This window comes from Enterobacter sp. SCRI0065 (assembly GCF_059766475.1).
In genome coordinates this window covers 27,499-42,799 of sequence record NZ_JCBAJB010000004.1, presented here as the reverse complement: position 1 = coordinate 42,799, position 15,301 = coordinate 27,499, and the positions used below count along the sequence as shown (strand labels likewise).

At 55.2% G+C, this 15,301-nt stretch carries 10 protein-coding genes; 7 read left to right on the top strand and 3 right to left on the bottom strand.

Features of this window, described 5'->3' with window-relative positions:
• Together tamB and tamA are read right to left on the bottom strand one after the other, a co-directional pair.
• Positions 1 to 3,777 (bottom strand): autotransporter assembly complex protein TamB, encoded by a 3,777-nt coding sequence (gene tamB / locus AC6EMZ_RS12700; protein ID WP_498402882.1) that lies wholly within the window; start codon positions 3,775 to 3,777, stop codon positions 1 to 3.
• Positions 3,774 to 5,507 (bottom strand): autotransporter assembly complex protein TamA, encoded by a 1,734-nt coding sequence (tamA, locus tag AC6EMZ_RS12695; RefSeq protein WP_498402880.1) that lies wholly within the window; start codon positions 5,505 to 5,507, stop codon positions 3,774 to 3,776. Before tamA ends, tamB begins: the two co-directional genes overlap by 4 nt.
• 224 nt (positions 5,508 to 5,731) lie before the next feature.
• Between tamA and msrA the strand changes: the two genes are divergently transcribed.
• Positions 5,732 to 6,373 (top strand): peptide-methionine (S)-S-oxide reductase MsrA, encoded by a 642-nt coding sequence (msrA, locus tag AC6EMZ_RS12690; protein ID WP_498402879.1) that lies wholly within the window; start codon positions 5,732 to 5,734, stop codon positions 6,371 to 6,373.
• Here msrA and AC6EMZ_RS12685 read toward each other — a convergent pair whose 3' ends face one another.
• Positions 6,374 to 7,432 (bottom strand): LacI family DNA-binding transcriptional regulator, encoded by a 1,059-nt coding sequence (locus AC6EMZ_RS12685; protein ID WP_498402878.1) that lies wholly within the window; start codon positions 7,430 to 7,432, stop codon positions 6,374 to 6,376.
• Positions 7,433 to 7,622: 190 nt separating this feature from the next.
• Between AC6EMZ_RS12685 and AC6EMZ_RS12680 the strand changes: the two genes are divergently transcribed.
• The 6 genes from AC6EMZ_RS12680 to paeA all read left to right on the top strand — a co-directional run bounded on the left by AC6EMZ_RS12680 (position 7,623) and on the right by paeA (position 15,250).
• A complete protein-coding gene (locus tag AC6EMZ_RS12680; RefSeq protein ID WP_498402877.1) occupies positions 7,623 to 8,777 on the top strand; it encodes a Gfo/Idh/MocA family protein in 1,155 nt (384 codons plus the stop codon).
• A 16-nt stretch (positions 8,778 to 8,793) separates the two neighbouring features.
• A complete protein-coding gene (locus AC6EMZ_RS12675; protein WP_498402876.1) occupies positions 8,794 to 9,972 on the top strand; it encodes a Gfo/Idh/MocA family protein in 1,179 nt (392 codons plus the stop codon).
• 2 nt (positions 9,973 to 9,974) lie between these two features.
• Positions 9,975 to 11,042, top strand: coding sequence for a Gfo/Idh/MocA family protein (locus AC6EMZ_RS12670; protein ID WP_498402875.1), 1,068 nt, complete (start codon positions 9,975 to 9,977; stop codon positions 11,040 to 11,042).
• A 12-nt stretch (positions 11,043 to 11,054) separates the two neighbouring features.
• Positions 11,055 to 12,077 carry a Gfo/Idh/MocA family protein gene (locus AC6EMZ_RS12665; RefSeq protein WP_498402874.1) on the top strand — a complete coding sequence of 341 codons (1,023 nt, stop codon included), beginning with the start codon at positions 11,055 to 11,057 and terminating at the stop codon, positions 12,075 to 12,077.
• A gap of 83 nt (positions 12,078 to 12,160) precedes the next feature.
• Positions 12,161 to 13,708, top strand: coding sequence for an MFS transporter (locus AC6EMZ_RS12660; RefSeq protein ID WP_498402873.1), 1,548 nt, complete (start codon positions 12,161 to 12,163; stop codon positions 13,706 to 13,708).
• Between the two features lie 204 nt (positions 13,709 to 13,912).
• Positions 13,913 to 15,250 (top strand): polyamine export protein PaeA, encoded by a 1,338-nt coding sequence (gene paeA, locus AC6EMZ_RS12655; protein WP_498402872.1) that lies wholly within the window; start codon positions 13,913 to 13,915, stop codon positions 15,248 to 15,250.
• Positions 15,251 to 15,301: the final 51 nt, after the last annotated feature.

Below are 15,301 nucleotides of genomic sequence, written 5' to 3'. Positions count from 1 at the left end.
CTAGAACTCAAACTGATAGAGCACATCAAGTGCCTGATCTATGCCAGACACGGCTTCAAGATAGAGCTTAGGCATCAGGCGGTAGCGTAACGTGAGTGTGGCTAGCGAGTCAAAGATCCCCACGCCATATTTCACCTGCAAACCTGGCAGCACATAGCCGCTGACCACGACCTGGGAAGAATCACCCACTCCCTGGGTGTCCAGAGCCAGATTGCTGACGCCAAACGTCTCGCCGATTTTACCCACAACCTGACCACTTTGTGCAACCCCCAGACCCACTAGCATTGACGTCATCGCCGCGCTGTCGCTTTGCTGACTGTCCAGCCCCTGACCGCGCAGGAGGTAGGAGAGCGCTTCCTGCTGCGACATTGCCGGGTCGGAAAATATCTCCGCTCTCGGCTCATCGGCACTGCCGGTGACGCGAACGCCTGCAATCACGTCGTTTTCAGTGGACTCTGGATTACGAATCGCCTCAATGTTCAGCAGCGGTTGATCCGGTGGACCGGAGAACAGCAGTTCGCCCTTACGCACAATCAGATCCTGGCCGTAAGCGTGGAAACGCCCTTCCGGGATAGTGATTTGACCGTTAAGGCCTAGCCCCTGTTGATCCTGCGCCACTTTAAGATCGCCGGTCAGCCTCGCCTTCAGACCAAAAGCATCTAACCGCACGTTATTTCCTACGTGCACAACCAGATTACTATTAATCGGGATGCCAGCGCTCTTCTGATCGACAGGTTTCAGATTATCACTGAGCATAACTTCATCACTTGAGACGGCGACCGCGCTTTCCGGTACATCATGCACCACGATCCTCGCCCATGGCACATCAACGCTTCCATCGAGGGTAAACAGGCTCGGTGTGGCTTCAAATACCACGTCTGGCGACACGTCGAGGCGCACCATCGGTGGCACCGTGATGCGCACCCGAGTGCCTTTTGCCGCTACGCGCGCGCGCCAGTTATCTATCTGGCTCCAGTCCGCATCACCGCTCAGGTTGATTTGCCCCTGTTGAGTACGCACCACGCCCGCAAGCGTCGAGCTCATGCCGGTAAAGTTCATCGAAATCTGGCTAGGCTGCATATCAAACGGCATAAAGTTACCGTCGACATCCAGACCGTTTAGCTGCATCTGACCAAACACCTGCGGACTTTGCGCATTACCCGCAAGGCGTAAATTGGCGCTGAGGATACCCGCCGCTTTTTCACCCCGCGAGAAGATCGGATTGACCATCGCGAGATTCACGTTGCGGATATTCACGTCGCCGCCCAGATTACGTCGCCCCTGCGGATCGGTGATCTGCACCTGTCCGTCAAATTGGCCGTTATTGGTCAGGCGAATCAGCCAGCCGAGTTCGGCACGATTGTTGTGCAGATCGGCCTTTAGGTTGAGCGTGTCGAAGGCCAGCGGAAGCGGCGCATCGTTTACCGTCTGCGTGACCTTCACGTTACGCCCGGCAAGCGTCACGCTGCCCTCCGGCAGCCCTTCTTTAGTGGTGTCCCACGTGACGTCTGCTTTACCGCTAAACACGCCGCTGGCCTGGGTGGTCTCTGGCATAAACGGTTTCAGCATTGCCAGATCAAAGCGGTTAAGATTGACCACCGCATGACCTTCTGCACCAGCATCAATGGTTTGCGGCACGCACAGCTCGGCATTCGGATTGGTCCAGCAGTGTGGCCCAATGCTGATTTTCTGCTCTGCGTTGCGGTAATCCAGCGCGATGGAGCGCGACAGCGCCAGTGGCCCGACCGGGGTCGTGAAACGCGTGTTATCCAGCAGTCCTCTCCAGCGTTCTTCTTTACGATCGAAGCTGCCGGTCAGGTGCAACTGCCCGGAAACAGGTTCGCCCTGCACGCGGAGCTGAAGATCGTGCTGCTTCTCACTGCCTTTGGCGTCGAGCGTGACCAGGCTGAGATTCACCCCCGGCTGCGAAATACGTTCTACGCGCAGATTCAGGTTGCCGCCAATCTGATCGGTGGATTTCACGTCGCCCTGCACACGTACGCGAGCAATGGAGAGTTCCTGCCAGCGCAAACTATTTGCGGTGATATCCGCCAGAATCTGCGGGGCATCCACCGTACCACGCACCTTCACTAACCCTTTCGCCGTACCGCCGAGACCCGGCAGCGCGTTGTCGAGGTTGGGCGCGTCAATAGTGGCGTCCAGGTCGAGATCTTTGACGCCCAGTTCACCTTTGATATCGGCGGTATTACGCCCCAGTGCGACGTGCATCTTAGGGATTATCCACTGTAAGTAGCTGTTGCCTCTGACCGCGCCTTCAACCAGCACCTTGTTTTGCTTCACGTTGCCGGTGATTTTGATCTCTGGCACGTCCATCTGCCAGCTTCCGCCGTACAAACTGCCGCGCGTTTTGATCAGACCGTCCAGTTTTGAAGGCCAGTCCGGCACTTCTTTGGCGGTGTTAATCCCCGTGAGCTTAAGCTCGCCGCGCCAGCTGATCGCCTGCTGCCAGTCGACCAACGCGGTAAGTTCAGTTTTGCCTTCCAGCGCCGCGACGGTGAGCATATCGAGGTTAATCTGCTGCTCGTTGCCCTTCGCATCCAGGGTGATGTCGGCAGGCGGTACGCCCTGCCCCTTCACCGCAGTGCGGAACGACAGCGTGTAGTCGGTCATTTTACCGCTGAGCTTCAGCTTAAGGTCGTCGGCCTGGAACTGTTTTTCGCCAGTGAACGGCCAATACAGTTGCTGGCTGATAATTTCGATGTTCAGCGGTAAACCGGCTTCTGCAAGCTGGGTTTGGCCACGCAGCACCATATCTACCGGGCCGGACAGATTAATACCGAACTCCAGCTTCTCACGCAGCGTGCCGCCCACTTTCAGCTTCACCTTCTCGCCTTTGATAGGGTCGATATTCAGCGTGCTGTTCAGGGTGATATCCACCGGCCAGCTATCGCGCAGCAGCGCGTTGCCAGTGGCGTTCACACTGCCCTGATTCGTATCGATATCCAGCGCGTCGAGCTTCATGGTGCCGTCGATGCTGCTGACTTTCAGCAGCATGTTGTACACCGTCAAATCGGTGTCGCCGGTCAGGCGGAGCTGTTCGCCTTTAAACGCTTCGATATTCAGATTAAGCGGCAGATGAACATCGGTCATCTCAGGCAATACGGGCTTTGAGAAGAGATCTTTCAGCGTTTCGCCCAGCGGCTTTTCATCCGGCTGTGGGTTCTGGATTTTAGGTTCAACAATCTCTTCCTGCGCCACTTTTGCCACCTTCGGCAGGGCAATCAGCAGCCCCTGAAGGGACGTTGGCGTCAGGGTGAGATTTTTTTCCTGCCAGCGCAGGCCCGAGGTAAAGTCCATCACCGACACGGTGGTGTCGTCGATCTTAATATTGACGTTGTTCAGCGCCACCCGATAAAGCGCGATCGGGTACGGCGTAGAGAGATTCAGCGGGCCGCTGTCTTCTTCCTCGACCGGTGCCGCTTTCGGCATTTTTTTCGAATCTATCGCCACGTTCACGTCTTTTAACGACAGATCGTTCACGCAAAGGCGGCTATCGCGCAGACAGCCCAGCTTCACCGCCAGGTGGAACTCGCCCGCGTTAACCGCCACGCCCGGCTGTTCGTAACGAATGTTCTTCAACCGTAAGTCGCGCCAGCCGCCCGTGACCTGGCCGATTTCCAGCCCCGGCACCCAGCGGTTCGCGGCGTTAAACAGCAAATGCAGGCCCGTAGTCGTGCCGACCAGAAACGCCACCGTGGCGAGCAGCAGCACGATAAAAATCAGAACGCCGAGGCTTATCTTCTTCCATAAACTCATAATTCAGGCCCCAGACCGATGTAAAACTGTAAACCGTGTTCGTCTTTGTCCCCGACCGGCACGGCGAAATCAAGCTTGATTGGCCCGACCGGTGACTGCCAGCGCACGCCGACGCCCGCGCCCGTTTTGAAGTCGCTCTTGCGGATATCATTCACCGCCTCACCACCATCGACAAACATCGCGCCCCACCATTTTCCGCTGACGTTGTACTGATATTCCACCGAACCGGTCGCCAGCTTGGAGGCCCCCGTCAGCTGCCCTTTTTCGTTTTCCGGGGAGATGGATTTGTATTTGTACCCGCGAATGCTGCGATCGCCACCGGCGAAGAAGCGCAGATCCGGCGGAACGCGTTCGAAATCGCCGGTTTCAATCCAGCCGAGGTTTCCGCGCATCACGAAGCGGTGTTTATCGTAAAGGGTACGGATCCAGACGTTTTGCGCCTGCACCACCGAGAAGTCGACGTCCGAGCCCCAGGCGGTGTTGGAATAATCTATGGAGTAGCGCTGGGAATCGCCCCAGATCGGCATCAGGCCACCGCGCGAGCGGGTACGGCTTATCATCACGCCCGGATAAAGCAGCATGGTGGTATTGGTGACGTTGGCCTGCGTAAAGTGGTCGAGGCTCCAGCGCAGGTTGATGGCACGCTGCCAGCCGCTGGAGAGGTCCCAGAAACGCGAGACGGCAAGCGTGGTCGAGTCCTGCTCCGTATCGTTCAAATCAGTACGCTTAAAGCCGCCCTGCACCAGGTAATACTGCTCAAGCGGGTTTTTCAGCAGCGGGATTTTATAGCTGAAATCCACCTGCTGTTCCGGCGCGGAGATACTGGTGCTGGTGGTCAGGCTGTGGCCGTAGGAGTTCATCCACGGTTTTCGCCACGAGGCCTTCACACGCGGGCCGACGTCAGTAGAGTAGCCAACGCCGGTCTCAATGGTGTTCTCGCTGCGCGGCGAGACAACGCCATGCAGCGGCAACACCTTGGTCTCACGGGCTTTGTCGAATTCTGGCGCGACGACAACGGAGTTAAACCAGCCGGTCGCCGAGAGACGACGGTTCAGTTCGGCCAAATCGCGTGACTGGTAGTAATCGCCCTCTTTGAAGGGGATCAGATTTTGCAGATATTCATCGCGGATTTGCGAGCCTTCGAAGGTGACATCGCCAAAGCGGTAGCGTTTCCCGCTGTCATAATCGATATCCCAGAACGCCTGACGTCTACCCAGGGCGATGCCGAGCTGGCTTTTAGTAAACTGGCTGTCGAAGTAACCTTTGCGCAGCGCCACGCTGGTGAGGCTTTTTTTGAAATGGTCATAGTCGCTGTGATTCAGCACCGTACCGATCTTAGGGCGCGTCGCCAGCAGATCCAGGTAGTCACGATCGGTCCGTGCGCCGCCGCGCAGCACCACGTCAGTGCCGCCAATCAGTACGGGCTCTCCCGCCGAGACGCGGGCAATCAGCACCTGACGCCCCTTGGCCGGTGGCGGGCGTAAATCGAAATCGATGGTGGGTTCGTAGTAACCCAGCGCTTTTAAGCCTTCGCGGATAGCATCATCGACGCGCGCGCGAAAGCGCCGGTCCGGCGTGACTTCGTCACTCTCAATGGTTGAAAGCTGCGCACGCACGTTTTTTTCCAGCGCCCCGGTTAACCCCTCAACCTGCAAACGGACATTCGCCGCGCTGGCGACTCCGCTTGTCAGCAATAAACTGACCAAACATAACTGGCGGATCTTTGGCACGTTCTCTCCTGAATATCCTTGTTTCCACCCTGGAAGCATTTTAAGTGCCGCTCCGCGGCGTATCACGGCATAAAAGCCCAAAACCCAAAGCCTGGGTTGAAAAATGGCCGACAGGCCTAATATTTCTTATGTTTAAATCTAGACTCATTCAGCGTATTTATTGTGTTCAATTAAACGCTCCATGACAACCTTAACTGAAACATCGCTCCCCGGGAGGCCCTACCGTGAGCTTATTCGACAAAAAGCACCTTGTATCTCAAGCAGATGCGTTACCGGGACGCAATACACCCATGCCCGTCGCGACGTTACATGCCGTCAATAACCACTCCATGACCAACGTTCCGGACGGAATGGAGATCGCCCTTTTTGCTATGGGCTGCTTCTGGGGCGTCGAACGTGTGTTCTGGCAATTGCCTGGCGTTTACAGCACCGCTGCGGGCTATACCGGGGGCTACACGCCAAATCCAACCTATCGTGAAGTGTGCTCGGGTGATACCGGCCATGCTGAGGCTGTGCGCGTGGTCTACGATCCCGCGGTGATAAGCTACGAAAAACTGTTGCAGGTTTTCTGGGAAAACCATGACCCGGCGCAGGGGATGCAGCAAGGTAATGACCACGGCACGCAGTATCGCTCAGCAATTTATCCGCTCACGCCTGAACAGGACGCCGCCGCGCGTGCCAGCCTGACGCGCTTCCAGGAAGCCATGCGCGCTGCCGGTGACGATCGCAAGGTGACCACCGAAATCGCCAACGCCTCGCCGTTCTATTATGCGGAAGATGACCACCAGCAGTATCTGCACAAAAACCCGTACGGCTACTGCGGTATCGGCGGGATTGGCGTGTGCCTGCCGCCGCAACTGGCCTGATTACTGGTCCAGCGCCACGCGAGCCGCGTGGCGCGTGGCGTTACACACCGATCCATAATCCATCACCTTGCCCTGCAACAGCAGGTTAAACACCGAAGCCTGCGGTCGGTTCAGACGCGTTTGCAGCAGATGAACCGCCTCAATGCCCAGTTCGCGGCAAGGCACCGTAATTCCCGTCACCGGGGAATCCAGCCGGTTTTGCAGATTCCAGTTAAAGTCGGTGGTGATAATTGAAATATCCTCCGGGACACGCAGCCCGTGGCGATGCAGCGCCCGGATCACACCCTCAGTCATGCTGGTGCTGTTGGGGAAAATCACCTCAGGCCAGTCCGCACGATCGTGATGAGCGAGCCAGCCCTCCAGCGCACGCTCCGCTTCCTCTGCCGTAAACCACTCCGTCACCAGCAAATCTTTTTGAGCATCAAAAGGCACATGAAAATAGCGATACGCCTCTTTGATCCCGTCGAGGCGCGCATAGAGCGTTTCGCGTCGCAGACAGGTCATGGTCAATACCCGACGGTGGCCTTGCTCAAACAGATGACGCATTGCCATAAAACCAATAGCACGGTGGTCAGGCGAAACCGAGTCGAGCACCATTTCCCTGTCGATTGAATTAATTAAAACGCAGGGTTTATTCAGCGTGGCGGCGAGTTTAAAAATGGTTGCGTCATCAGTGCCAATGATAATTATCGCGTTAATATTCTTATGCCCGGCTTTTTCGAGAAAGAGTTTTACGTCCGCGCGTTGTTCTTCTAATCCGCAATAGCTAATCCAGACATCATGCGGCGCGCTGGCTTCGGCTATTCCTTTCGTGACTTCAAGATAAAAAATATCGCCACGTCCCTGGAATGTTCTTTCGGGGGCAAATACCGCAATGCCGTTAATGAGCATTCGTCCACTGGCCCTCGACTCCAGCACCCCCAGCTTGCGGGCGCAGCCGACGATAGCCACCCGGGCCTTATCGCTGGTGTAAGATTTACCGCTTAACACCCTGGACACCGTGCTCACGGAATAACCCGTAAGCGACGCAATTTCATCCATTTTTAACTTGCCCGACATAGTGTGACCTCGCTCGCATTCAGTTTTTGCAAATATTTGCAGAAACAGCGCTTTGATTTTAAAACCAATTTTCAGGCTCTTTGGCTTTTACTTAAGCAGCCTGCGAGTATTCTCACAAAATAAGATTGTCGCTGCGGTTCCCCTTTCCTATTTTCCAGTCATCACTCTTTTTACTGAATTAAGGTGTGACATGAAAAAGGTACGTTTTGGCATTATTGGAATCGGTAATATCGGCACGGTTCATGCCCGCTATTTACTGGCGGGTACCGTTAACGATGCCTGCCTGACGGCGGTCTGTGATAACAATCCGGAAAAGCAGGCAGCCATTCGCCGCCTGGTGGGTGAATCAGTACCGCTGTTTAGCGATGCCGAAGAAATGCTGGCAAGCGGGCTTATCGATGCGGTGATTGTCGCCACGCCACATTACGACCACCCGCGCTTGTCTATCATGGCGATGCGTCAGGGGATTCATACGCTCTGCGAGAAGCCCGCTGGCGTCTACACCGCCCAGGTGCAGGAGATGAACACCTGCGCACGCGAATGCGACGTGGTGTTTGGCATCATGTACAACCAGCGCCCTAACCCGCTGTATCAAAAGGTCAAAGACCTGATCGACAGCGGTGAGCTGGGCGAAATCCGTCGCTCAAACTGGATTATCACCAACTGGTATCGCTCGCAGAGTTATTACAACTCCGGCGGCTGGCGCGCCACGTGGAAAGGCGAAGGCGGCGGCGTTCTGCTCAATCAAGATCCGCATCAGCTCGATCTCTGGCAATGGCTGGTCGGGATGCCAACGCGCCTGCGGGCATTTTGCCAGTTCGGCAAGCACCGCCAGATTGAGGTCGAAGACGACGTAACGGCTTACGCCGAATATGCCAACGGCGCGACCGGCGTGTTTATCACTACCGTCGCGGAAACGCCGGGGACAAATCGCCTGGAGATTGTGGGCGATCGCGGCAAAGTAGTGGTGGAGGAAGGCAAGCTGCGCTACTGGCGGCTGCGTGAATCTGAAACCGCATTTAACGCTCGCTGGCAGGACGGCTTTGGCGAACCGGAATGCTGGGAAGTCTCCATTCCCGTCGCCCCTGAATGCAGTGAACATCACGTGATTACGGCTAATTTCTGCGCGGCGGTACTGCGCGGCGACGCGCTGATCGCACCGGGACTGGAAGGAATTAACGGTCTGACGCTTTCCAACGCGATGCACCTGTCGACCTGGACGGACGACTGGGTCGCGCTGCCGTTGAACGAAAAACAGTATCTGCGCCTGTTGCAGCAACGCATCACGACCTCGGTTGATAAAGAGGCCACCAGCCGCACGCTGGATGCCTCAGGCACCTGGTAATCCCGGAGAATAAATCATGTTAAATGTCGCTATCGTGGGAACAGGGAATATCTCTCACAACCACATCCAGAGCTATCTGGAATTCGGTCAGCGCTGCAACATTGTTGCGCTGGTCGATATCTACCCGGAAAAAGCGCAGGAGAAAAAAGAACGCTATGGCCTGAGCGAGGCGCGCGTTTACGAAAGCCACCAGCAGATGCTGGCCTCTGAGCCGCACCTGGATATCGTGGACGTATGTACTCCGCCCTACGTCCACGCCGACATCACCATCGATGCGCTGCATGCAGGTTGTCACGTCTTGTGTGAAAAACCGATGGCGGCCTCGCTGGAAGAGTGCGATGCCATGATCGCCGCTCAACAGGCGAGCGGCAAAACGCTGTCTATCATCGCGCAGAACCGTTTTACCGACGCCTTCTGGCGTTTGAAGGCCGCGCTGGACTCTGGCCTTGCGGGCAAGATATGCCATGCGCAGGTGGATTCCTTCTGGTGGCGCGGCCATTGCTATTACGACTTGTGGTGGCGCGGTACGTGGGAAAAGGAAGGCGGTGGCTGCACGCTCAACCATGCGGTGCACCATATCGACGCTATCCAGTGGATGCTGGGCTTTCCCTCTGAGGTGGTGGCGATGATGACTAACGTGGCGCACGACAACGCCGAGGTCGAAGACCTGAGCGCCGCCATTTTTAAATATCCCAACGGGGCGCTTACCCAGCTTACCGCCTCCGTGGTGCACCACGGCGAAGACCAAAAAATCATTATTCAGGGCGATAAAGCGCGGATCTCTGCCCCGTGGCAGACGTTTGCCAGCGTAAGTGCGGATAACGGATTCCCGCAACCCGCTAACGATACCCAGCGGGAAGCCCAGCTTGACGCCGTTTTTCAGCAGACGCCGAAGCTCGACTGGACGCTGCATGCCGGACAAATCAACGACATGTTGCAGGCGATTGAGCGCCAAACCACACCGCTGGTGGACGGCGTTCAGGGCAAACGCTCGCTGGAATTGATTACGGCTATCTACAAATCTGCCATCACGCGCAGCGTGGTGTCGCTCCCTATCCGCCGCGATGATCCGTTTTATCGCACTGGCGGGATTAACGTACAGGCCCCACGCTTTTATCAAAAATCCGCCAGCGTCAGCAACTTCAGTGAAGTCGGCGCTATCCCTCTGGGCAAAGATCTGGACCAAGGAATCTGACCATGAACAAGCATGACGGAATGAACTACGCGCCGGTAGGCAAACCCAAACCTGTGGTGCAGGAAGGTGAATTTGTCATCGCCGCCGCCGCGCTCGATCACGGCCATATCTACGGCATGTGTAACGGGCTGATTGAGGCCGGTGCAACGCTGAAATGGGTCTACGACCCCGACCCGGCGAAAGTGGATAAATTCGTGCAGCAGTATCCGCAGGTGAAGGTCGCCACATCGCTGGACGTGATACTGGCAGATAGCGAGGTGCAGCTGATCGCAGGTGCAGCGATACCCTCCGAGCGCTGTGCGCTGGGGCTGAAATCGATGGCGGCCGGGAAGGACTATTTTACCGATAAAGCCCCGCTCACCACCCTTGAACAACTGGCTGATGCCAAAGCGATGGTCGAGCAAACCGGGCGTAAATATGCGGTCTATTACAGCGAGCGTCTGCACGTGGAGAGCGCCGTGTTTGCCGGTCAACTGGTGAAGCAAGGCGCTATTGGTCGTGTGGTGCAAACGCTGGGAACCGGCCCGCATCGCGAGGGGCAAGGTCGCCCGGACTGGTTCTACGACCGCCGTTACTTTGGCGGCATCCTGTGCGATATCGGCAGCCATCAGATCGAGCAATTTCTGTTTTACACCGACAATCGCGATGCCACGGTCATTGCCAGCCAGGCGCGCAACGTCAATCATCCGCAGCACCCGGCGTTTGAAGATTTCGGTGATGCCATGCTCAGAGGTGAAAACGGCGCAAGCAGCTACTTCCGCTGCGACTGGTTCACACCTGATGGCCTGTCAACCTGGGGCGATGGTCGGCTGACGTTATTAGGGACGGATGGCTACATCGAAATCCGCAAGTACGTCGACTTAACGCGCGGAGAGCAAGATGTGGTGTATCTGGTCAATCAGGAAGGCGAATTCCGCTATCCGGTGGCCGGTCAGGTTGGGTTCCCGTACTTTGGCGAGCTGATCCTCGACTGTCTGAATCGTACCGAAAATGCCATGACGCAAGCGCACGCCTTTAAAGCGGCAGAACTGTGTGTGAAGGCGCAAATGCTGGCAAACGCGGCGCAATAGCAGGAGGCGCAGATGAAAACCCTGAATGCAGCTATCATCGGCGGCGGCGCGATTCATCGTTGCCACGTCAATGCCATTCGCCAGATGCCCGGCGTGGTGTTGCGCGCGCTGGTAGACGTGGACAGCGAGAATGGCCTGAAGCTGGCGATGGCGTACCAGTGTCGCTTTTATCAGGATTATCAGGAAATGCTGCTGGATGACGATATCGATGTGGTCCACATCTGCACGCCGCATTTTGAGCATAAAAATATGATTTTGGCCGCCCTGGCGGCCGGTAAGCATGTGTTTTGTGAAAAACCGGTCGGCATGAACGGCGGCGAGATCGTTGATATCGCCGCCGCCGTACAGCACGCGCCCGGCCTGCTAGGCGTGTGTTACCAGAATCGGCTCAACCCTACCAGCTTGCGCATTCAACAGGAGATAGCCGACGGGGCGCTCGGAGCCATGCTGAGTATAAAAGCCGTTCTCACCTGGTCGCGATCTGGCGCGTATTACACCCAAAGCCCGTGGCGCGGCCGCTTTGCGACCGAGGGCGGCGGCTTGTTGATTAATCAGGCGATTCATACGCTAGACCTGATGCAATGGTTTGCAGGCGGGGTGACGCGACTCAAAGGAGTGGTCGATAGCGGCGAACTGGCCGACGTGACCGAGGCAGAAGACAGCGCGATGGCGACGCTGCACTTTGCTAACGGTGCGCGTGGGCTATTTTATGCCAGCAACTGCCACACTACCGACTCGCCGCTGCTGCTGGAAATCCAGTGTGAAAACGCCATGCTGCAACTTTGCGATAACGCGCTCTGGCGAATCAGAAATAGCGAACGGGTCAAACTGATCAGCGACGCCCCGCCTAACGGCGTAGCCAAAAGCTATTGGGGGCTGGGGCATCAACACGCCATCAGCCGTTTTTATCATTCCGTGAGTAATCCTGAAAGGGCGGAATACATCGATATTCACGAAGCCGGAAAATCACTCACGCTTGTGGAGGCCATTTATCGTTCATCCCAAATAAGGCAATGGATAAATATCCCTAATTAGAAAGTTATCTGTATTCCAGCAGTCAATAAAAAACGACCAGAACAATCTGGTTAATAGCTACCCTATACCTGGAAAAAATTATTATGGTCAAACCAACTGAACGCAGGGTTGGTTATGGCGTGGCGCTTGGCTACGGCATAACCGATCTGTTTGGCGGAGGCGCTTTCGCCATTATCGGCACCTGGCTGTTATTTTTTTACACCACATACTGTGGACTCTCCGTTATTGAAGCGGGGTCTATCTTCGCGATTGCACGCGTGATCGATGCGTTATTAAGCCCAATTATGGGTTATATCACCGATAACTTTGGTAATACCTGGCTTGGTCGAAAATTCGGTCGCCGTCGCTTTTTCCTGTTGATCAGCTCACCGCTCATGTTCCTGTACGCCCTGCTGTGGATGACCGATATGGGCTACTGGTATTACCTGGGGACCTATTTGTCCATCGAGCTTTTATCCGCGATGGTGCTGGTGCCGTGGGAAACGCTGGCGGCTGAAATGACTAACCGTTATGAAGAACGCAGCCGCCTTTCTGGCGTGCGCATGATCTGCTCGCAGCTGGGCGGTTTTCTCGCGGTCTCCGTTCCGGGTGTAATAATGCAGTTCACCGGCAAGGATAATCCCTTTACCTATACGCTGACCGGCATGATATTTTCGCTGATATTTTGTATTGCAGTCTTTATTACCTGGCGGGTCACATGGGAAGCTAAAGACGTTCATGAAGAGTCCAGTTTTAAAATCGATAATCAGCGAAGCAGCGGAATATTGAATCACCTAAAATATCTGGTACTGGATCTCTTTTCCGCCTTCCGTATTCGGGCTTTTCGTTTACACATTATCATTTATATATTCTCGTTCACCGCGATGGATGTCTTCGGTTCCGTGTTTACCTATTACGTGGTGTATTGCCTGAGCCAGGACACCGCGGCGGTTTCCGGCTGGCTGAGCATTGCCGCTTTTGCCTCTGTACCTGGTACTTACGGCTTCATGCTGTTATTAAACAAGCTGAACTTTACGCCTTCGGCGGCGCTGCGCCTTTCTTACGGGTGTATCTTTTGCGTGCTGGCATTTTTGTTCACCGTTTATTACACCGAAACGCAGGTGCCAACGATCCTGTTCTCTGCCGTCTTTATTCTGCTTGGCGCGGCGCGATCTGGCCTGTATTACATCCCGTGGAACATCTACAGCTTTATTCCCGATATCGATGAAATGGTGACCCAACAGCGGCGAGAAGGGATATTCGCAGGCGTAATGGTGCTGACGCGTAAAAGCACCGTGGCGATTGCCATTATGCTTATCGGCCTGGTGTTGCAGGAGTCTGGTTTTGTGAAAGGCAGCGGCGCACAGCCTGAAAATGCGCTTAACGCCATTATCGGCCTGATGATCTTTGCCACCGCCGCGCTACTGGCCGTCAGTTTCTTTACCACCTATAAATTCACGCTGACGCGCGATACGCATAAATTGCTGCTCAAAGAGATCGCCCGACGCAAGCTTGGCGGTGATTATCGCGACTGCGATGACACCACGCGCGTGGTGATAAAGCAGCTGACGGGATATGAGTATGACGAAGTCTGGGGTGGCGATGCCGCACGTCAACGCGTAGACAACGTCAGCCTGTCTGGGGCGAAATAAGGAAAAACGCCATCAGGCCGGGCAATCCTGGGTTTGCCCGGCCTGTTGATTCGTCAAAATGTGACCTCTGGCGGCTTTACACTCTCTTACGCTATACTACCCGCTGAAATAATCGGCTCAACGCTACGAGCTGACGTTCAATGTGTCTTCACACAAATGTAATCAACTTCCCTTCCGAGGATCTGGCGAGAAGCCGGATAAACTATGTTAAACAGTATTTTGCTAATACTCTGTCTCATCGCTGTTAGTGCCTTTTTCTCGATTTCGGAGATTTCACTGGCGGCGTCTCGTAAAATCAAACTTAAGCTGCTTGCTGACGACGGCAACATCAATGCGCAACGTATCCTGAAAATGCAGGAAAACCCCGGTATGTTCTTTACCGTGGTGCAAATTGGTCTGAACGCGGTCGCCATTTTGGGCGGTATCGTGGGCGATGCAGCTTTCTCCCCGGTGTTTTACACCCTCTTCTCGAAATACTTTGCGCCTGAACTGTCCGAGCAGTTGAGCTTTATCCTCTCCTTCTCGCTGGTGACAGGTCTGTTCATCTTGTTCGCGGATTTAACCCCGAAACGCATCGGTATGATTGCGCCAGAAGCCGTGGCTTTGCGTATCATCAACCCGATGCGCTTCTGCCTGTACGTGTTCCGCCCGCTAGTGTGGTTCTTTAACGGGCTGGCCAATAACATTTTCCGGCTGTTTAAGATCCCGATGGTGCGTAAAGACGACATCACCTCTGACGATATCTACGCGGTATTCGAAGCGGGCGCGCTGGCCGGGGTGTTGCGTAAACAGGAGCATGAGCTTATCGAGAACGTGTTTGAACTGGAATCCCGTACCGTACCGTCATCCATGACCGGACGTGAAAACGTGATTTGGTTTGACCTGCACGAAGAAGAGCAGAGCCTGAAGAACAAAGTGGCCGAGCATCCGCATTCTAAGTTCCTGGTGTGTAACGAAGATATCGATCACATCATTGGCTATGTGGATTCTAAAGATCTGCTGAACCGCGTGCTGGCCAACCAGAGCCTGGCGTTGAACAGCGGCGTGCAGATCCGCAATACGCTGATTGTGCCGGATACCTTAACGCTCTCGGAAGCGCTGGAAAGCTTCAAAGCTGCCGGTGAAGACTTCGCGGTTATCATGAACGAATACGCGCTGGTCGTGGGCATCATTACGCTGAATGACGTGATGACGACGCTGATGGGCGATCTCGTGGGGCAAGGTCTGGAAGAGCAGATTGTGGCGCGCGACGAGAACTCATGGCTTGTCGATGGCGGTACGCCGATTGAAGACGTGATGCGCGTGCTGGATATCGATGAATTCCCACAGTCGGGCAACTACGAGACGATTGGCGGCTTTATGATGTTTATGCTGCGTAAAATCCCAAAACGTACCGACTCGGTGAAGTTCTCCGGCTACAAGTTTGAAGTCGTGGATATCGACAACTATCGCATCGACCAGTTGCTGGTGACCCGCATCGATAACAAGCCGACCGTACTGGTGCCAAAACTGCCGGATGCGGAAGAGAAAGCGACGGTATAACAGGCCTCACAAACATCAACGGCTCCCAGTGGGAGCCGTTCTTATATACTG